The following is a 19,023-nucleotide window of genomic DNA, read 5'->3' as shown; positions in this document are numbered from 1 at the left end:
ACGCCCGGCTCGGCATCAGCCCGCCCATCGCTCAGCCGCCGCTGAGGCGAGGCTCAGTTCACGGTGAGCACGGCGGAGTCGTTGCCGCTCTTCGGGTCGAAGTCCGGCCGGCGGGAGTGGGCCGGGTCCGGGCCCCAGACCAGCTGGACCTTGCCCTTGGCCTGCCGGACCATCTGGTCGACCCGGAGGGTCAGAGTGAAGTTCGTGACCTGGCCCTTGGGCACGACGTAGCTCGGCAGACCGCAGACGTAGGGTCCCTTGGCCTCGGCCGTCGGGTTGTTCTCCTGCCACGGGGAGCAGTTGGCCGAGTGGCCGACGGCGGTGGTGCCGGGCGGGAGGGTCACCCAGACGGTGGGCAGTCCCTCACCGCCGCTGCGGTCGTACAGCGTCGCCGGACCATTGGCGGTCTGGTGGAAGGCGAGGGGCGCCGTCTTGCCGGCAGCGGCGTGGGCGCTCGCGCCGGAGACGGCGAAGTCGGCCTGGTTGCGGGCCCGCAGGGATGCGATCCGGTAATCCGTGACGGTGCCCGTCTGTGGCAGGGAGACCGAGCCCGCGGGGGCGGAGGAGTGCCGGCCCGCCTTGATCACCTTCAGTCCCAGCGCGGACCCCCTGCCCCACGTCCACTTGATCCCCTGTCCCTCCGGCCAGCCCGGCTGGCCCAGGGGCGCGGTGCGGACGTCGAGGTAGGTGTGCAGGGCGGCGGAGTTCACGTGCAGGCGCACCGGATCGGCCAGCGCGGCCGTCTCTCCGATGTCGATGGTGCCCTTGGGATAGCAGACCGCGAAGTGGATCGCGCCGTTGGACCCGTACTTGCAGTTGGAGTAGTGCCGGCCGAAGTCCAGGCCGGGTGAGGCGGCGAGGACCGTCTGGACGCCCTTGGCCGGGCGGTTGCCCACGTTGGTGAACCGGACCGGTTCGGCGAGGTCGCTGCCGACCTTCAGGTTGGTGTGGTCGGCGAGGCTGTCGAGACCGAAGGAGGGCCCTCCCACGGTGACGGTTCCCGTGCCGCCCGCGATCCGTGCGTGCGCGGACTTGCCGGTGATCTTGTACGTTCCCGTGGTGCCCAGCCGGGCGCCCCTGAGCGCGGTCAGGGTCAGCCGGGTCATGGCGCCGAGGTGGGTGGTGGACGCCGAGTCCGCATCGAACGACTCGGAACACGTGGCGACCAGGCCGTGGACCGTGCAGTTGTCCGAGAACGCCACCTTGGCGACCTTCGACAGGCCCCGGGCGTCCACGGTCAGGGTGGCGTCGTCGGCCTGGAGATGCCTGGCCTTGGTCTGGAAGTCGAAGTGCAGGTCGTCCGTGGCGGGTGCGGCCGGCAGGGCCGCCGGCGCCGGTGCGTCGAGAGTGATCACCGGCTGTCCGGTGACGGCACCGGCCGGGCCCGCGCCCAGCAGCGATGCGGCCAGGCCGGCGGCCGACATGAACACCGCGGCCGGACCGGTGAAGGTTCTTCGTCTCATCAACGTCCTCAGGTGTGAAGGAGTTTTGCAGATTCGATCAACGAACAGTCGGACCTTAGACCCTGGTCGCACCGCGCCGACCGGCGGGCGGCGGTATCGGGTTCCGGCTCGGCTTCCGTGATCGATGACGCTGCGCACAGGAACCTGCGCACAGAGACCTGCGCGCGGAAAACGGGGCGAAAAATCCGGGTTCCTGGAATTGGGGGCGGAACTTCTCATCCCGCTTTCACCGATGCCTCATACGGTGGAGACATGACGCAGGTGACTCCTCCCGGGTGGTACCCCGACCCCGGGCAGACGAATGACGGTCCGCCCACCGAGCGCTGGTGGGACGGCAAGGCATGGACGGACCAGACCCGCCCCGCCGGGACGGCCGCCACGTGGGGTCCCCCGGCGCAGTATCCGGCCGACGGCGGGCAGCCGACTCCCCCGGCGTACGGGGCACACCCGGGCTATCCGGCGTACCCCGCCCAGCCGCCGGCGGCGCCCCGGCGCGGTCTGCGCACGGGCATAGCCGTCGCGGCGGCGGCCGCGGTCCTGGTGAGCATCGGGGTCGGCGTCTACGCCCTCACCAAGGACGACAGCGGCAGCGGCGGTGGCGACCGCGCGTCGCAGCAAGGGCAGGGCGGGCAGAACGGCGGGCAGGGCGGGCCCGGCGGTGGATCGGGCGGGTCCGGCGGGTCCGGCGGGCCGGGCGAGTCACCGTCGCCGGGGCAGTCCGCGGCTCCCAAGATCAAGGGCGGGGGCACGGTGCCGGACCCGGTCAGCGGGATCAGTCTGCCCGTCCCGCAAGGGTGGACCGGGCAGACGATCAGCGTCGGCGCGCAGGTGACCTCCGACGACTCCTACAAGTGCCCCGGTGACAGCTCACAGTCGTGCACCGCGGGCGGCGCCTACTCGGCGCCCGCCGTCGCGCTCGGCACGGACGGCGCGACGGCCGAGGCGGTGGCCAAGGCGGACATCGCGGCCAACGCCAAGGAGTCCTACGGCGGCACCACCTACGGCAGTATCACCTCGCACCGGCTGCTGGCCTCGCAGGCGGTGACGGTGGCCGGGCAGAAGGGTTACCTGGTGCGCTGGAAGGCCGCCACCAGCAAGGGCGCCGACGGCTATGTCGAGTCGGTCGCCTTCCCCTCGCCCAACGACGCCAAGCGGATCGTCGTGGTGCGCTTCGGCGTGGACGTCGGGCAGAAACTGTCGGTCATCGACGAGATCCTCAAGGGGATCAAGGTGTCGTCCGGCGACGGAGACGGCCAGAACGTCTGACGCACGAAAAGTCGGCCGGGTGGGGTCCCCCTCCGCTCAAGAGGAACCCCACCCGGCCGGGGGGTGCGCGCCGCCCCCGTCCCCACGGTGCGGCGCGGGCAGGCCACCGTCCGTCATCCCGTGGACGGCGGCCTGAGTCCTAGGTCAGTCCGAGTGCGGGCAGCACAGCGGCCTCCACGAAACGGACGAGATAGTCGACGTCGGCGTTCTGCCCGCTCAGCACCGGGCGGACGCGCAGCACGCCGAACATCATGGCCGGGATGTACTCCAGCGCGGGATGACCGGCCCGCACCTCGCCCCGCCGCACGCCCCGCTCCAGCATCTCCTCGAGCGCGGCGATCTCGGGCAGCACGACCGCCTCGCGCAGCGCCTGCGCCAGTTCGTGGTCGGCCGTGACCGCGTGGCCGAGGGCCTGCATGAGCCTGGCGTCCTTGTTGGACCAGTCGCCCGCCGCCCGCGCGGCCTGGCGCAGGTCCTCGGCGAGCGAGCCGGTGTCGATGCCGGCGAAGCGCACCTTGCGGCTGGCGCGCAGCGCGGCCGCGACGAACTGGGGCTTGGTCTTCCACTGCCGGTAGAGCGTGGACTTGCTGCAGCGGGTGCTGGCGGCGACGCCCTCCATGGTCACGGAGTCGTAGCCGCACTCGCGGATCTGCTCCAGCACGGCGTCGAAGAACTCCCGCTCACGCTCGGGCGTGATCTTGGAGCGGCGCGAGGCGGCGACCGTCTCCGGTCCGTCCGCGGCCTGCGACGTCATGCGTTGCTTCTCCTCACTCGCCTACGGCCCACCGCGGCTGCCCCGAAGGGCCGCCGCAGAACCTGTCTCCAGTGTGTCGCACATCAATCGATACGTCAGTGTACCGGTACTCAAGCGTATCGGTACACTGGCGTATCGGTACGGAGACGTATCGATGGGTTCCGGGCTCGGTCCGGGACCGGCACGCACCACCACACGCACGACCGTCAGCGAAGGGGCCGGGGGATGAATGCCCGAACCGAGCCTGCAGAAGCAGAAGCGGAGCCGGACGCGATAGCCGCGGCGCGCCCGCCGCTGCTGCGTGAGTTCCTGCTCGTCGCAGGGCTCTTCCTCGTCTACAAGCTCGGGCGCCGGCTGGCCACCGGTCACACGCCGGACGCCTTCCGCAACGCCCACCGCGTGTGGGACCTCGAACGGGCCGTGCACCTTCCCCACGAGACCGCCGTGCAGTCCGCACTGCTGCACGGCGACTCCCTCGCCCGTCTGGCGAACACCTACTACGCGACCGTCCACTTCCCGGCCACCCTGGCCTTCCTGGTCTGGCTGTACCTGAGGCGGCCCGAGCACTATGTGTGGGCCCGCCGGGTCCTGGCCGTGGTGACCTCCGCGGCCCTGGTGCTGCCGTTCGCGTTCCCGCTGGCCCCGCCGCGGATGCTGACCGGCACCGGCCTGGTGGACACCGCCCGGATCTACGGCCCTTCCGTCTACGGCCCGCCCTCCAGCGACCATCTCTCCAACCAGTTCGCGGCGATGCCCTCGCTGCACTTCGGCTGGGCCCTGATGGTGGCGATCGGACTGATGGCGGCGACCCGGTCCCGCCGGCGCTGGTTGTGGCTGCTGCACCCCCTGATCACCCTGCTGGTGATCGTGGGCACGGCGAACCACTACTGGCTCGACGCGATCGTGGCGACCGTCATGCTCGGCGCCGCCCTGGCGGTCGTGCACCGGCCGCGGCGGACGTCCGGCACGGCGGAACGCGGCGCACGGCCGCTCGTCCCGCAGGAGACGGTCCTGGCGGGAGCGGGCCGATGAGCGTCGCAACCCTGCTCGCCGTCGGTCTGTCGCTGGTCTCGGCCGTCGCCTATGCCGCGGCCGCCGTGGCTCAGGAACGTCTCGCCTCCCGCAGCCCCGGCGCGAGCCTGGTGCGGCTGCTCGGCACCGGTGCGTGGTGGTCGGCGATCGGCCTGAACGCGGCCGCCGCACTGCTGCACGTCGTGTCCCTCAAGTACGGCCCGCTGACCCTGGTCCAGCCGCTGGGCGCGCTCACCCTCGTCGCGGCGGTGCCGCTCGGGGCACGGGCGGCCGGGCGGCGCGTCAGCGCGGTGGAGTGGCGCGGTACGACGTTCACGCTGCTCGGTCTCGGCGCGCTGCTGATCACCGCCTCGGGCCCGGCACCCGCACGGGTGCTGAGCCTGACCGAGGCGCTGGCGGTCGCCGGTACGACCGCCGCCCTGATCGGCATGCTCTCCCGGCCGGGCGCCCGGCCGGGCCTCAGGCACGCGACCGCCTCCGGCTTCGCCTCGGGTGTCGCCTCCGCGCTCACCCAGACGGTGACGGTGGCGGCCACGGGCCGTTCCGGTCCGGCGCTGAGCGTCGAGGTGATCGTGGTCGCCGTGCTCGTCGCCGGGTTCGCCACCGGCGGGCTGCTGCTGTCGCAGACGGCCTACCGCGGCGGTCTGGGCGCCCCGCTGGCCGTGGTCACCCTGGCCAACCCGGTGGCCGCCGCGGTCATCGGACTGACCCTGCTCGGGCAGGGCCTGCGGGGCGGCGCCGACGGGGTGCTGCTGGCGCTGGCCGGGGCGGGCCTGGCCGGCTGGGGCGTGGTCCTGCTGACCCGGGCGGCACCCGGCCCCGGTCCGGCCGACGGGCGGCGCGAGCACGACGGACCGGGCGAGCGCGACGCCGGGGGCGAACAGGACGGGCACGACGGGAGCGACGGGCACGACGAGCACCCGGTCGCCGCGGTCCTGGCCCTGGCGCCCGGCACGGCGACGACGGAACCGGTGCTGGTGCCCCGCCAGCCCGGACAGCCGAAGCAGCCGGGGCATCTCACCGCACTCTGAGCAAGAACGCGGACCGCGCGGAAAACAGCGGCGGCCGGTGCGCGGAATGTCCGCCCGCACCGGCCGCCGTCGCCGTGTCCCCGTGGAACGAGCTCAGCCAAGACCCCGCGAGTCCTGCTTGAGCGCGGTGTCGACGGTCAGGGCCGTCGCCACCACGAGGCTCAGCAGCGGCTCGGGCAGCTGGTAGTGGATCTGCAGGACGTAGTTGTCCGCCGTCGTGAACAGCGTCTTGGCGAGGCCTTCCCAGGTCTTGGTGATCCGGGCCACCTCGTTGTCCGAGTGGTCGACGATCGCGAAGTTCCAGGCCCGCCAGTTCTCCGCCTTGATCGCGCCGACCTGCTGGCCGTTCGCGTTCATCGCGAAGTTGATCTTACCGATCATGTTCTTCTGGACGATCTCGCCGACCGGAGAGCCGTCCGGGCGGGTGACGACGACCCGGGACTTGAAGATCTTCGCGGGCCGGGTCAGCACCAGCTGCGGCTGGCCGTAGGCGTCGCGGATCTCCAGCTTGTGCGTCATGAACTGGTCGAGGCTGGAGACGAAGCGCAGGATCTTCTTCAGCGCGCTCTGGCCGACCTCGACGACCGAGCCGATGTCTCGGCCGTGCTGATCCATGACCTTGTACTCGTTGGTCAGCTCGATCAGCTTGGCCTTCTGGTTCACGACCAGGACGGGCTCGGTGAACAGGGTGCCGCCGCCGGGGCCGCCGGCCGCGACTCCGGCCTGCTGCTGCACCTGACGCTGCACCTTGGCGTCGGCGGCCTGCTGCTGCGGGACGCCGTACTGCTGAGGAGCTGCCTGCTGCTGCGGGACCCCGTACTGCTGGGGAGCCGCCTGCTGCTGCGGAACGGCCTGCTGCTGCGGAGCCTGCCCCGCGGCCTGCTGGGCCGGGCTCGTGTGCTCGGTCCACTGCGCGCCGTCCCAGTACCGGAGCGTCTCGACCGCCCCGTGCGGATCGGGGTACCAGCCTGCGGGAGTGTTTGATTGGGTAGTCACCGGGGCACACTACCTTGATGTGACCGGTACCTGACCAGTCCGCACGGAGCGGTGTTCATCGCCCGTTCACCCCGTGATGATGGCCGGGTCGCTGACGCCGGTGTGCCCGTTCTCGACGTGGCCGGCGAAGCCGCGCAGGAAGGCCGGATCGGCGTCCGAGGTGACCGTGAGGTCGTACCAGCGCTTGCTCGCCACGAGGCCGACCGTGTGCCGCACGGTGGCCCCGGGCCGCACGGTCACGGCGACCGGGCTGCCGCCGTAGCGGTTCACGAGCTTCAGCTTCACCGTGCCGGATCCCTTGTTGGTGAAGGTGAGTTCGACGTCGTCGCCGACGTGCCGGGCGGTGACCTCGGGTCCGGCGGCCTTGTTACGGCCCTTGAAGAGGCGCTGGAAGCCGTTCGGGCCGTGCACGGCGAGGTCGTACGAGCCGCCCGAGTAGGCCGAGTTCCAGGTGTCGGAGAGGGTCTTGCCGGCCTCGGTGGTGTAGGGCCAGGGGCCGTCGGTGCGGTTGTCCGAGGTGACCAGGAACGCGGCGCCCGCCTGTGCGCCGGAGGTGAAGGAGAGCGTGAACTTGCCGGCCGCCGTGTCGGCGGAACCGTCCACCACCGGGTTGTACTTGAGGGGGCGGGTGGGGCGGCTGCCGCGCTCCTGCTTGGGCAGGGACGGGTTGGCGGGCGGGGTGGGCTTGTAGTCGGGGTGCCGGTCGTGGTCCGGCGGCTGGTAGCCGGCCGTGGACGGCAGCGTGACCGGCCCCGCGTCCTTGCGGGAGAAGTCGAAGGCGGAGGTCAGGTCGCCGCAGACCACCCGGCGCCAGGGCGAGATGTTCGGCTCCTTGACGCCGAAGCGGCGCTCGATGAACCGGATGATCGAGGTGTGGTCGAAGGTCTCGGAGCAGACGTAACCGCCCTTGCTCCACGGCGAGACGACCAGCATCGGCACGCGCTGGCCGAGCCCGTAGGGGCCGGCGGGGTGGCTGCCGTCGCCCTTGAACAGGTCCAGTGCGGGGTCCACGGTCGACTGGCCCTGGGCGGCGGAGGCCGGCGGGAAGGGCGGGATCACGTGGTCGAAGAAGCCGTCGTTCTCGTCGTAGGTGATGAACAGCGCGGTCTTGGCCCACACCTCGGGGTTGGAGGTGAGCGCGTCCAGGACCTGCGAGACGTACCAGGCGCCGTAGTTGGCGGGCCAGTTGGGGTGCTCGGTGAAGGCCTCGGGGGCGGCGATCCAGGAGACCTGGGGCAGCTTGCCCGCCTTGACGTCCGCCTTCAGCTGGTCGAAGAAGCCCTCGCCCTTGCGCGCGTCGGTGCCGGTGCGGGCCTTGTCGTAGAGCGGGTCGCCGGGCTTGGCGTTCCGGTACTGGTTGAAGTAGAGCAGCGAGTTGTCGCCGTAGTTGCCGCGGTAGGCGTCCTGGATCCAGCCCCAGGAGCCGTTCGCGTCCAGGCCGTCGCCGACGTCCTGGTAGATCTTCCAGGAGACCCCGGCCTGCTCCAGTCGCTCCGGGTACGTCGTCCAGGAGTAGCCCGCCTCGTCGTTGCCGAGGACCGGGCCGCCGCCCTTGCCGTCGTTGCCGGTGTAGCCCGTCCACATGTAGTAGCGGTTGGGGTCGGTGGAGCCGATGAACGAGCAGTGGTAGGCGTCGCAGACGGTGAAGGCGTCGGCGAGCGCGTAGTGGAACGGTATGTCGTCACGCGTCAGGTACGCCATCGTCGTAGACGACTTGGAGGGCACCCACTTGTCGTACTTGCCCCCGTTGAAGGCGGCGTGCCCGTCGTTCCAGCCGTGCGGAAGGTCCTGGATGAAGGCGAGGCCCAGGTCGTCCGCGTCCGGGTGGAAGGGGAGGATGTCCTTCGTGCCGTCGGACTGCTTCCAGACCGACTTGCCGTTCTGGGTCACCGGACGCGGGTCACCGAAGCCCCGCACGCCCCGGAGCGAACCGAAGTAGTGGTCGAATGAACGGTTCTCCTGCATCAGGACGACGATGTGCTCGACGTCCTGGACCGAACCCGTGCGGTGATGGGCGGGCAGGGCGGCCGCGCGCTGGATGCTGTTGGAGAGCGCGGTGAACGCCGTCGTGGCGCCCGCGAGTTGGAGAAAGCGCCGCCGGTTGACTTCGGTCATGAGTGAGTTCCTCTCGTCCTGACGTGCGCGATGCCCGCCAGATGACGGAATCTGCGCGCTGCGAGTGTTCCAAGAGCAGCAAACGTCAGGGAAGGGTCCGGTGGCGCCCATGTGAAAGTCGTTGGTACGGCGGGGGCGTGCGCCAAATCTCCAGAAGGTACCGGCTCTTGTATCAACCTGGACAAGACTTACCCAGAGTGGGTGAAACCCGCGCGGTGGGGTAACACTGGCTGCACACTGGGTGAACGGTTCGACGAGCCGGCGGCCCGGTGCGTTCGGTCAGCCGGTCGGCCGGCTGACGAGGGGGACTTCCGGGGGGAAGAGACATGAGCGAAACCGGCTCACCGATCAAGCTCTTGATCAAGGTTGACGGCCAGGACGACGCCCACCACGCTCTGCGGTCGCTCGACAGGTGGCTCGACCGCGACCCGGAGGTGAGGACGGGGACGCTGAGCCGGGAGCTGACGGCCCTCGAACCGCCCGAGACCACTTACCAGTCCGCGTGGTTCGATGTCCTCTCACTCGTCCTGAGCACCGGGTTCAACGCGGCCTCCCTCTGGCTCGGCATCGACAACTGGCGGCGCGGCCGGGCGCCTTCGGTCACCGTGACGATCGTACGGCCCGGCCGGGAGGCCGTCAGGCTCGACGGCGTGGACCCCGCGACGGAGCAGCGGCTCCTGGAGGAGCTGCTCGGCGGTGAGGATGGCTGAGGGAGCAGCCGACGCCCCTGCCCTCGGTCCTCCCCCAGCCCTGCCCGATCCCCGTAGCTCGCGGGCCGTCCTCATCGCGGCCGGACGTTATGCCGACCCCGAGAACCCGGGTGATCTGCCGTCGGCGGTGGACAGCATGAACGCGCTCCGGGACTTCGTGCGGAACGACTGGAACCTCGACCCGTCGCGCTGCCGGCTCCTCCCGGACCCGAGGCGCACGGATGACGTCCTCGACGCGCTCTACGAGGCGACCGCCGACCGGACGACCACCGACACCCTGCTCGTGTACTACTGCGGTCACGGACTGATCGACGACCAGGAGAACCTGCTGCTGGCCCTGCGCGACAGCAGCAGGGTGCGTCTGGACAAGGCCCTCGACTACGGCAAGGTGCAGTGGCATGTCCGGCGCAGCAATGCTCGCCGACGGATCGTCGTCCTCGACTGCTGCTACGCGGCCCGGGCCTTCGGACTGCAAGGGAGCGACCTCGAACGACGGACGGACATCCCGGGGGCCGTGGTCGTCGCCGCCTCCGGACCGACCGCCGCTGCCGTGGCTCCGCCCGGTGAGAGGTACACCGCCTTCACCGGCGCGCTCCTCCACGTTCTCCGCCAGGGCAGGACAGGAGGACCGGAACTGCTCCCCCTGGACCTCGTGTTCGAGGAGACGCGCGCTCATCTCCTGCGCCGCCGGCGGCCGAATCCGTGGATCAACGACCTCAACGGGGCGGCCAAGCTGCCGTTCGTCCTGAACCGGGCCGTCGCAGGCCCCCGGGTTCCCCCGGAGTTCACCGATGAAGTCACACACTTCCTGCGGTGCGCCGACCGGGGGGCCGCGCCGCCCGCGCACGCCGACTGGGTCGTACGCGTCGAGGAGAGGGCGCGGGACGGCATGGTCCGGCACTCGATGGCGGACGGCCTGCCGGGGCACACCACCGCGGTGGCGCTCGCCTCGCCGGCCCCCCTGCGCCTGCTGGAGCGCGACACGGACCTGCCGCTGTGCCTGCTCGCCCGGTGGTGGCGGGCACTTGGTCAGTCCGATGTCTCCGTCCGGCACATGTTCGCCGAACTGGCCCTCGCCGCCGAGTTCCTGGCTCCCGTCGCCGAGGACGGGGCCGGGCCGACGCTGGTCCTGTCCGTGCGGCCCTCTCTGCTCGACACCCTGCCCGCCCTGGACGACGAGCAGTCCACCGTCGCGGGCAAGGCCCTGCTGGAGGCGGCTCGCACGCTCGTCCCCGGCCGGGCCGACGCGCACGCCCCCGGACGGGAGTCCGGCTCCGATCGGCCCGGGGAGAGCGCTTGGACACGGTGGTCCCCCCTGCGCACCGCCCCCGGCCGGTGCGGAGCGGGCTACGCGTGGCGTGATCTGCCCGGCAGGCTGGCCGCGGCCGGCCGGTACGCGGAGCGCCGGGACCTGGTCAGCGACCCTCACTGGATCCTGCACCGCGCCCGCGGGGCCGGTGGCATGGGTGCGGCGCTGCGCGACCTCCTCGCCATCCGCGTCGAGGGGCACGACCTGGCAGAAGTCCTCTCCCCCTGGGCCCATCTCGTCGACGCCGCCGACCCGCCCGGAACCGACATCTCGGTGCTGCACGGCCGGAGCCGGGTCACACCCGGGGCGGCCCTGTGGCGCACGCTCGCCCCCGAGGGCCCCCACTGGCTCCTGGAGCACGCGTCGGACGCCGAGCCACCGGCGGTCGTCCGAGTGCTGGGCGGACAGGGCGGTCCGGTCACCGGCTGCTGCGTCCACGAGGACGGGACGCTCATGCTGACCACCGACGAACAGGGCTTCGCCCGGCTGTGGGAACTGCCCACCGGTGTGCTGCTGGCCACGGCCGACCACACCAAGACCGGGCTCGGCGACTGCGTGCTGCTGGACGGACACCGGGCCCTGCTGCTCGGCGACGACGGGGCCGTCCGCCTCTGGGATCTTCAGGCCGGTACGGCATACGGCGATCCCCTGTCCACGGCACCGGGCGGCTTCCGGGGCTGCCGAGGCATCTCGGCCGGCCTGGCCGTCTGTCTGGGGCGCGGCGACCGGAGCGTCCACCTGGTGAAGGTGCCCGCGGCGGACTCCGGGGAGTCGCTCGGCATCGCCCACACATGTGCCCATCGCCATCCCGTCGCGGGCGCGGCGGTCGTCGACGGGCACACTCTGCTGACGGTCACCGACGCGGGCTCCATCAGCGCCTGGGACATCGAGTCGGGCACGCGGCTGATCACCCAGTCCCGGCAGGCGTGGCAGTGGAGCGATCTGGTGAAGCTGCTCCCCCGGAGCGAGGCCCACCGGAAGGACCCGGAAGGAAACGGGACACCTGCCGGTGACCGTGGGCGACCGCGCCTGCGGCTACTGGGGTTCGGCGGGCGCGGCGAGGCCCGGCTCGCGGCTTGGTGGACCGGCGAGGGCGACGAGGGACGCGCACCCCGGGACACGGCCCCCGCCCCCGCCGTCGGCCCTTGGGACCAAGGCCCTGAGGTGGTGGCCGCGGCACTGACCGAGGACGGCCGCCGACTCGCCACGCTGGACGCCGACGGCTTCGCCACGCTGCACGACAGGCCCGGCCCCGACGACAAGCAGGCCCCGCGCACCGTACGGTCGCGGGCACATACCGCGGCAGGCAGGACGCTCTGTCTCACCCGGGACGGCACCCGCATGGTGACCGCCGGTCACGATGGGTTCGTCCGCCTGTGGAACCTCGACCGGCTGCCGGCGGGCGGTCCGGCCGCGCCGGAACCGGCCCCGCCCGTGATCGCCTGTCTGCGGGTGGGCAAGGCCGTACGCGCCGTCCGCGAGATCGGCACGACCGGCAGGGCCCGGAGCGCCGGCACGTCACCGGATTCCCGTGCGCGGGAGCCGTTCGGCGCCCCCGCGCCGGCTCTTGTGGCGGCCGCCCCCTCGGACGCGGGCGGCTGGCTCCTGCTCGGCTGTGAGCAGGGGCGCGTCGTCCACCGCCGGCTCACCGCCGCCGGTGCCACGGTGTGCCGCGCCGGGATCGAGACCGCGGACGCCGTGGTCCGCCGCACCGCCGCCGAGGAGGAGGCACTGAGCCCGCGGCACCGTACGGCCGTGGTCGCCGCCGCGGCGGCACCCGACGGCACCTGGGCGGCGACGATCGGGCGCGACGGCGAGGCGCTGCTGTGGCGCATGACCGGGCCGGAGCCCTCGGCCCGCTCCGTCGGGCAACGGGCCTTCCGTGCCTGCTGCTTCGACGCCTCGTCGCGGCACCTCTGGCTGACCGACACCACCGACCTGTACGACCTCGACGTCTCGGTCCTGAGCACGTCGGCCTTCGACATCACGGGGGGCCACGGCCCCGTCGGGCCGCTGCGCGCCCACCGGCTGCCGGGCCCCGTCGTCGGCCGTGACGACACACCGCCTCCGACGGCCCTGCACTGGGGACGGGGCGTTCTCTACCGCGCCGCGCGCACTCTGTCGCGCGTCACCGAGCAGGGCCGTGTCACCGCCGAGCAGGAACTGCGTCACCCGGTCACATCGCTGGCCCTGTCCGACGACGGCCGTCATCTCGCCGGCATCGGCCGGGACGGTCTCGTCTGGTGCTGGGACGCCGAGACCCTCGCCGTCCTCGCGTGCCACCGCCTGATGTCTCCCCTCACGGACTGCGCCTGGGAGGCCGACAGCGCATGCCTGATCGTCGGCCAGGCGACGGGAGTCAGCAGGCTCCGCTTCGAACCCTGTGCTGTCCCTCGGCCCAAGGAGGTCTTTCATGACCGTGGTCTCTGAACCCCCTCGCGCCGCCCTCGCACCGCCGTGGTCCCCGGACCACCCCGTGCTGGAACTGTTACGGACCCGCCGCGCGCAGAAGAGCCGCCCGGGCAGGCGGAACGACGGCGAACGGCTGGGGCTCGCCGTCGAGGGCGGGGGCCTGCGCGGGATCGTCTCCGCGGCCATGCTCTCGGCCCTGGAAGACATGGACCTCATCCCCGCCTTCGACGTCGTCTACGGATGCTCCTCCGGCGCCATCAACGCGGCATACTTCCTCGCCGGCCGTACCTGGTACCCGCTGTCCATCTACTACGACGACCTCACCACGCCCGAGTTCCTCGATTTCCGCCGGGCCCTGCGCCGTCGGGACGTGCTCGACGTGGGCTACGCGATCGACCGGGTCGTGGGGGAGGTCAAGAGGCTCGACTACGAGCGCGTGCTGGGGTCCGACATCCCGCTCCACGTGATGATCACCGACGTCGACGGGCTGGAGACCCTGGACGTGACAGGGTTCGAGGACCGGGCCGACCTCGCCGCGGCGCTGCGTTCGACGTGCTGGCTTCCGCTCGCGGTCAGCGGCACCTGCCCCTACCGCGGCCTGCGCACCGTGGACGGCGGAGTGCTGACCGCACACCCCTTCCTCCTCGCCAGGAAACAGTGCACCCACGTCCTGTCGCTCAGTACCCGGCCCATGGCCAAGCCCCGCACCGGGCCCACCCTCCTCAACCGCATCGTGGAGCGGCGGCTCGAACGGCTGCGCCCTGGCCTGGGCCGCGGGTACGTCCGGTCCGTCGAGGAGTACCGGGCCGCTCGTCTCGGTCTTCACCGTGAACGCCGTACCCCGACGGCGCGGCCGCACGTACTGGATCTCGCGCCCGTGCCGGGGACCCCCGAGGTCAAGCGCCACGAAATGGGTTTCGGCAAGCTCATCGCCGGAGCGCGGGCGGGTTACGAAGTCATGTACTGGGCCGTGGAGAAGGAGTACCGGCGGGCCATCCCGAGGATGACCGTGTCACAGGCCTGGTGAGCCGCGGGCCGTGACATCCGTTTCGCCGGCGCCCTGTCCTGTGACCCGCGCACTCCCGCAAGCGACCGGAGACGATCGTGCAGTTCGGCATCATGGAAAGCGTCATCAGCATCGCCGCCGACTTCGGCCGGCACGGACTCCTCACCCATGAAATCCGCTCACGCATCGGTGAGCTGGAGAACGAGGTGGAGGCCGCGGGCCGCATGGCCACGGTCCTGCCCGGCGAGCGGCGGGACTCCGCGGGCGACGCGGGCGCCCGGGACCATGTGGAGACCGGATGGCGCCTCGTGCTGGAGTCGGCCCCTCTCGACTCGCACAGTTACGGGGTGACCTACGGCGGCCCCTTCGAAGAGGTGTCGGCTCGCGTCATGCCGTCCGGCCCGGCGCAGACGGGCCCCGGGCCGGCCCGGCCGGGCTGGGAACTGCCCGGCCGGCTCACCGCGCTCGTGCACCGGGTGCTCACCGGCCGCGGCCCGGCCTCCAGGGCGGAGCGTTCCGTGGAACAGGCGGCAGCGCGCCTCGGCGTACTGGCGCTGACGCTGCTCACGCTGCAGGACGCCGAGGCGCGCCAGCACCTGGACATCGCCACCCGCGTCCGTGTGGACCGGAACGCCGCAAAAGCCCTCGAGGAACGCGAGGCGCACGCCAACCTGCTGCTCAGCCTGCCCGCCGTCGGCGAGGCCCTGCGCATCATGTACAGACCCCCGCTTCCGGAGAGACTGGCGCACAAGCCGAGGCCGGGCGAAGAAGACGCCGAGGAGTACGCGTCGTACGAACGCAGTCTCGAAGCCTGGGAAGACCTGGACTTCGGCCGCATGCGGCTGTTCAGATTCGGCACCACCTCGGTGATCCTGAGCGCGCACCTGAGGGACGGCGTACCGTCCAGGAGCGCGCACCCTCTGGTGCTGAAGTGTGTGCTGCTGCCGTACGCGCAGGTCCCCGCCATCTCGCAGGCCACCTTCTCGTATCAGCAGGACTACTCGCCGTGGACCGACTCACCCGATGCGAAGGAATCGCTCACGAGCACGGTGGAGGTGTACGCCAGTGCCTGCACCTGGATCCTCATGGAACAGGCGGCCGGCAGGACCCTGCACGACGTCCTGACCGAGGACTACCCCCGGCCGGCCGACGACCGGCCCACGCTGGAGGGAGTGGTGCCGCGTCCCCTCCTGGAGCCAGAGGTGCGGCCCCAGTTCGGCCTGCTGCCCCGCGTCGTCCCGCCGCTGCTCAAGGCGCTCGACGAACTCCACACGGCGAACCTGTGCCACGCGGACCTCAATCCCCGCAACATCGTCGTCGAGGCGCCACCGCCCGGCGACGCCGGGGAATGGCGCATGCGCTTCATCGACCTCGGCCGCAACCACCTGCAAGGCCGTTCCTTCACCGGGACCCAGCGCATGGACGAGTTGTACGCGGCACCGGAGCTGCGGGCCGGCGAGAAGCCCGACGCCCACGCCGATCTGTACTCGCTGGGCCAGATCATCATCGGCACCTGCGGAATCGACCGCAATCCCGACGGCACCGCGCCCGACGCGTTCTACGCCGTGACGCCGACGCTCGCCAGACTCGTCGAAGACCTCATCGACCCGGCACCCGAGCGGCGGCTGCTGCTCTTCCCCGAGGTCGGCGTACTCGTCGGGCGGCACGACCCGCGGGGCAACAGCCCGCATCAACGGCTCCAGGCAGTCTTCGAGCGCGAGTTCGAAGCGCTGGTCACGGCTGAGGGCGGCGCGCTCGAAGACGAGCAGCGCCGCTGGGTCCGCGCGGTGCGACTGCTCGCGCCCATGGCCGGCTCGCCCCGCCGGCAGCTGCGCCTCGGGACGTGCCGGCGCCGTCAGATGGTCGCCTCCCCCGAGCCGGAGCGCCGTCTGCTCGACCGGAGTGTCAAGCAGGCCGACTGGCTCACCGCATGGTCCTGGCTCAGCGGAACGATGTGGCTGGTCTGCTTGGTGACGGTCGTACCGCTGAGCCTGCACGACCTCGGTGTACCGATACCGCTGCCGGACATGATCGGTGCGGCGCAGCGCGCGAGCACCGGCGCGGACCGGCTGGCCGCGCGGATGACCGGTCTGACGTTCGCGCTCTGCGCGGTGAAGTACTACCAGAGCATCTACGCCGGCCTGTCCAGCCGATGGCCCGGCAAGCCCCCCACACTCGGCAGACCGGGGCTCGTCGCCGAGTTCTGGGTACGGGCCAACGCCCTGATCGTCGGCCTCCTCGTCGTCCCCATCAATCTCTTCGCCCCCCGCATGTGGACCCTCGGCAGCGCGGTGGGCATCACCAGTGCCTTCTGCGTCAACCACTTCGGATACCGGTACGCCCTGCGGGGAGCCGCCCAGGCGCACGAGGCCGGTATCGGCACCGTCGCCCAGCCCAAGAACATCAACGGCCTCTCCAAGTACGCGATGTGGGGCCCGTCCATGCTCATCTACGTCGTCATCGTCTGGTCCTTCTCCGCTCTCCTCGTCCAGGGTGTCCTGCTCGATGTCATCGCCTACGCCTGCGTCGTCTCCGGCATCAACGTCGGTCTGTTCTACGTGGTCAAGTGCTCGGCCGGCGCACGGGACGTCCGTATCGGCCTCACCCGCTGCTATCTGGCCGCGGAACGACTCGAGGCGTGCTCGGCGGACGGCCGGGCAGCGCCCTCGTCCGCCGATTCCCTGCCGTGAGACGGAAGAGGTGCGACGGTGCCGTGACGCCCCTTCCGTCCGGCGCCGGATCTGTGACCCGGTTTCGGATCAGGGCGTCAGGTACGCCTCCACCTCGCTGAACTGTCCGGCGGGCCAGCCCGAGTTGGCGCTGACGGTGAGCCGGAGGTGGCGCAGGCCGGTGCCGTCGGGCAGGGCGACGGTGGCGGTGTTGCCGGTGGCCGGGTCGAAGCGGTAGCCCTGCGATCCGACGACCGTGGAGTAGTTCGAGCCGTCGGTGCTGCCGAGCACCGTGATGGTCTGGGTGCGGGCCCCCCAGGCCGGGGACGGGGGCAGTTTCAGCACCAGGCGGCGGACGGCGTAGGACGAGCCGAGGTCGGTCGTCCAGGACTGCGGGAAGGCGTTGTTGGCCGACTCCCAGTAGCTGCCCGCGTCGCCGTCGACCGCCTTGCCGGGCGTGTACACGTCCTGCGAGCCGGTCGCGGTGGCCGGGCGGCCCTTGGCGAGGTTGCGGTTCGGGTCGGGGTCGGGGTTGCCCTGGCCGGGCTGCGGCCAGGTGGAGCAGTCCGGCCAGGTACTGGACCAGCCGGAGTTGCCGCCGCCGTCGGAGAGGGTGAAGGAGCCGGAATTCGCCGGGTAGGGGCAGTCGTAGATGCCGGCGGCGCCCACCTGGGTGGCCGTGACGTCGCGGAAGGCGGCCGCGCCCTGCGCCTCGGCCTGGACCACGACCGTCCCCGTGTTCTTCACGGTCGCTCCGGTCACGTCGACGTTCCTGACCGGATACCCCTGCCCGCCTCCGGAGACGAACTCGAAGGCGCTGTAGGGGCTGTCGGTGATCGTCGTGTTGGTGATGTCGACCGTCGCGTTGATCGCGCTGTCGTAGGAGTCGACGCGCAGGGCGCCCATCGGGTGGTTCCAGTTGGGGTTCATCGCGCCGGTGCGGACGAGGGTGTTGCCGTCGACGGTGATGGTGCCGGACAGGGGGTGGAAGGGGTCGAGGAACTTCTGGTTCGAGATCGCGATGCCGCTGCCGAGGGCGTTGGTGTCGGAGATCAGGTTGTTCTTCACGGCGATGTCGGTGCCGCCGTAGATCGCGATGCCGTTGGCGAGGTTGGGCTGCGAGATCGTGTTGTTCTCGAAGCTGGAGTCCGTGTCCGGGGAGTACAGCGACCACATGGCGAGCGCGTCGTCACCCTGGTCGCGCAGGAAGTTGTTCCGGACCCGCACGCCCTTGGCGGTGCCGTTGAGGTTCAGGCCGTCGGCGGTGGTGTCGAGGATGCGGTTGTTCTCCACCACCAGGTTGTCGTTGTCGCCCATCAGCCACAGGCCGACCTTCATGTGCTGGATCCACATGCCGGAGACGGAACTCCCCGGTCCCAGCGAGCCGTTGACGAAATTGTCAGGGCTGGAGTCGACGCGCCCGGTGACCTCACCGATGACCGCGAAGTCCTTGAGGTGGACCGCGCCCGAGGAGCTGGACTGGTCGATGAACCGGGAGGTGTGCACGACCGAGTACCAGCTGCCCGCGCCCTGGAGGGTCACGTTCTGCACACCGCTGAGCGAGGAGGTGATCCGGTAGTCGCCCGGCGGGATCCACACCACTTTGCCCTGGGCGGCCGCGATGGCGTCCCGGAAGGCCTGGGTGGAGTCGCCGTTGCCGCTGGGGTCGGCGCCCTTGGACACGACGGACACCGAACCGGCGGGCTGGGAGGCGGCCGCATCGACCTGCTCGAAGTCGGCGACGTCCACGGTGACCTGGGTACCCGTCGGTTCGAAGGCGATCCTGTCGCCCGCCTGGACGTTCTGTCCCAGCAGCAGCCGGGCGTTGTCGAAGAAGTGGTGGGTCTTCGCGCCGGGGATCCAGCCGGTGTCGATGTAGGAGTACTTGGAGGTCACCGGGAGCGTCTTGGCGAGTCTGGTGCCGTTGACATAGACGTCGAGCGAGCCGGACTGGCCGTCCGGGACGCTGTAGGCGACGTTCACGGCATTGGAGGCGCGCGGCACGGTGAACTCCACGCGCTGCCCGGAGGTCAGTCGTACGGCCTGCCGTCCGGAGGCCTCCGAGGCGAGGGTGCCCTGTGTGTAGTCGGGGCCGATCTTCGTGCCGGTGGTGCTCGCCGACTCGGCCTCGACGGAGGTGAAGGGGAGCGTGGCGCCCGCGGCCGCGTGCGCGGCGGGCGCCACGGCGACGAGCATGCCGGCGGCGAGGGCGACGACCGCCCCGATGGCTGGCATGCGCCTGACATATACGGCTGTGGTG

General features: G+C 71.3%; 12 protein-coding genes. 7 read left to right on the top strand and 5 right to left on the bottom strand.

What is annotated here, in order from left to right; translation table 11 throughout:
• Nucleotides 1-53: 53 nt before the first annotated feature.
• Complete coding sequence (locus AVL59_RS14780) at nt 54-1,463, bottom strand: hypothetical protein (RefSeq protein ID WP_159399916.1); 1,410 nt, start codon at nt 1,461-1,463, stop codon at nt 54-56.
• Between the two features lie 252 nt (nt 1,464-1,715).
• Between AVL59_RS14780 and AVL59_RS14775 the strand changes: the two genes are divergently transcribed.
• A complete protein-coding gene (locus tag AVL59_RS14775; protein ID WP_067303935.1) occupies nt 1,716-2,729 on the top strand; it encodes a DUF2510 domain-containing protein in 1,014 nt (337 codons plus the stop codon).
• 139 nt (nt 2,730-2,868) lie between these two features.
• Here the strand turns inward: AVL59_RS14775 and AVL59_RS14770 are convergent, their stop codons facing one another.
• Nucleotides 2,869-3,483, bottom strand: coding sequence for a TetR/AcrR family transcriptional regulator (locus AVL59_RS14770; RefSeq protein WP_067303932.1), 615 nt, complete (start codon nt 3,481-3,483; stop codon nt 2,869-2,871).
• Between the two features lie 225 nt (nt 3,484-3,708).
• Here AVL59_RS14770 and AVL59_RS14765 point away from each other — a divergent pair, with 225 nt between their 5' ends.
• Both AVL59_RS14765 and AVL59_RS14760 read left to right on the top strand, forming a co-directional pair.
• Nucleotides 3,709-4,515 (top strand): phosphatase PAP2 family protein, encoded by an 807-nt coding sequence (locus AVL59_RS14765; RefSeq protein WP_067303929.1) that lies wholly within the window; start codon nt 3,709-3,711, stop codon nt 4,513-4,515.
• Nucleotides 4,512-5,546: a DMT family protein gene (locus tag AVL59_RS14760; protein ID WP_067303926.1), complete on the top strand. Its 1,035-nt coding sequence runs from the start codon at nt 4,512-4,514 to the stop codon at nt 5,544-5,546. Before AVL59_RS14765 ends, AVL59_RS14760 begins: the two co-directional genes overlap by 4 nt.
• A 93-nt stretch (nt 5,547-5,639) precedes the next feature.
• Here the strand turns inward: AVL59_RS14760 and AVL59_RS14755 are convergent, their stop codons facing one another.
• Nucleotides 5,640-6,542 carry an LURP-one-related family protein gene (locus tag AVL59_RS14755; RefSeq protein WP_067303924.1) on the bottom strand — a complete coding sequence of 301 codons (903 nt, stop codon included), beginning with the start codon at nt 6,540-6,542 and terminating at the stop codon, nt 5,640-5,642.
• A 66-nt stretch (nt 6,543-6,608) separates the two neighbouring features.
• On the bottom strand, nt 6,609-8,657 hold the full coding sequence (locus AVL59_RS14750) for a phosphocholine-specific phospholipase C (RefSeq protein ID WP_067303922.1): 2,049 nt from the start codon (nt 8,655-8,657) through the stop codon (nt 6,609-6,611).
• A 326-nt stretch (nt 8,658-8,983) separates the two neighbouring features.
• Here AVL59_RS14750 and AVL59_RS14745 point away from each other — a divergent pair, with 326 nt between their 5' ends.
• The 4 genes from AVL59_RS14745 (at nt 8,984) to AVL59_RS14730 (ending at nt 16,784) form a co-directional block, all read left to right on the top strand.
• Nucleotides 8,984-9,367 carry an effector-associated constant component EACC1 gene (locus AVL59_RS14745; RefSeq protein ID WP_067303920.1) on the top strand — a complete coding sequence of 128 codons (384 nt, stop codon included), beginning with the start codon at nt 8,984-8,986 and terminating at the stop codon, nt 9,365-9,367.
• Nucleotides 9,360-13,106: a WD40 repeat domain-containing protein gene (locus AVL59_RS14740; RefSeq protein WP_107407366.1), complete on the top strand. Its 3,747-nt coding sequence runs from the start codon at nt 9,360-9,362 to the stop codon at nt 13,104-13,106. The genes AVL59_RS14745 and AVL59_RS14740 overlap by 8 nt, the downstream gene beginning before the upstream one ends.
• Nucleotides 13,090-14,115 (top strand): patatin-like phospholipase family protein, encoded by a 1,026-nt coding sequence (locus AVL59_RS14735; protein WP_079146698.1) that lies wholly within the window; start codon nt 13,090-13,092, stop codon nt 14,113-14,115. Before AVL59_RS14740 ends, AVL59_RS14735 begins: the two co-directional genes overlap by 17 nt.
• A 77-nt stretch (nt 14,116-14,192) precedes the next feature.
• Nucleotides 14,193-16,784 (top strand): protein kinase domain-containing protein, encoded by a 2,592-nt coding sequence (locus tag AVL59_RS14730; RefSeq protein WP_067303914.1) that lies wholly within the window; start codon nt 14,193-14,195, stop codon nt 16,782-16,784.
• A gap of 69 nt (nt 16,785-16,853) precedes the next feature.
• Here AVL59_RS14730 and AVL59_RS14725 read toward each other — a convergent pair whose 3' ends face one another.
• Nucleotides 16,854-18,998 carry a galactose-binding domain-containing protein gene (locus AVL59_RS14725; RefSeq protein ID WP_372450380.1) on the bottom strand — a complete coding sequence of 715 codons (2,145 nt, stop codon included), beginning with the start codon at nt 18,996-18,998 and terminating at the stop codon, nt 16,854-16,856.
• Between the last annotated feature and the right edge of the window lie 25 nt (nt 18,999-19,023).

The sequence above is a fragment of the Streptomyces griseochromogenes genome (assembly GCF_001542625.1).
GTDB classification, from domain to species: domain Bacteria; phylum Actinomycetota; class Actinomycetes; order Streptomycetales; family Streptomycetaceae; genus Streptomyces; species Streptomyces griseochromogenes.
This window is presented reverse-complemented; position numbering and strand designations above follow the sequence as displayed.

Coding starts and splice junctions, on each gene's coding strand:
- AVL59_RS14765 (WP_067303929.1), top strand. CDS start 3,709: ATGAATGCCCGAACCGAGCCTGCAGAAGCAGAAGCGGAGCCGGACGCG.
- AVL59_RS14750 (WP_067303922.1), bottom strand. CDS start 8,657: ATGACCGAAGTCAACCGGCGGCGCTTTCTCCAACTCGCGGGCGCCACG.
- AVL59_RS14740 (WP_107407366.1), top strand. CDS start 9,360: ATGGCTGAGGGAGCAGCCGACGCCCCTGCCCTCGGTCCTCCCCCAGCC.
- AVL59_RS14725 (WP_372450380.1), bottom strand. CDS start 18,998: ATGCCAGCCATCGGGGCGGTCGTCGCCCTCGCCGCCGGCATGCTCGTC.
- AVL59_RS14745 (WP_067303920.1), top strand. CDS start 8,984: ATGAGCGAAACCGGCTCACCGATCAAGCTCTTGATCAAGGTTGACGGC.
- AVL59_RS14735 (WP_079146698.1), top strand. CDS start 13,090: ATGACCGTGGTCTCTGAACCCCCTCGCGCCGCCCTCGCACCGCCGTGG.
- AVL59_RS14780 (WP_159399916.1), bottom strand. CDS start 1,463: ATGAGACGAAGAACCTTCACCGGTCCGGCCGCGGTGTTCATGTCGGCC.
- AVL59_RS14775 (WP_067303935.1), top strand. CDS start 1,716: ATGACGCAGGTGACTCCTCCCGGGTGGTACCCCGACCCCGGGCAGACG.
- AVL59_RS14770 (WP_067303932.1), bottom strand. CDS start 3,483: ATGACGTCGCAGGCCGCGGACGGACCGGAGACGGTCGCCGCCTCGCGC.
- AVL59_RS14760 (WP_067303926.1), top strand. CDS start 4,512: ATGAGCGTCGCAACCCTGCTCGCCGTCGGTCTGTCGCTGGTCTCGGCC.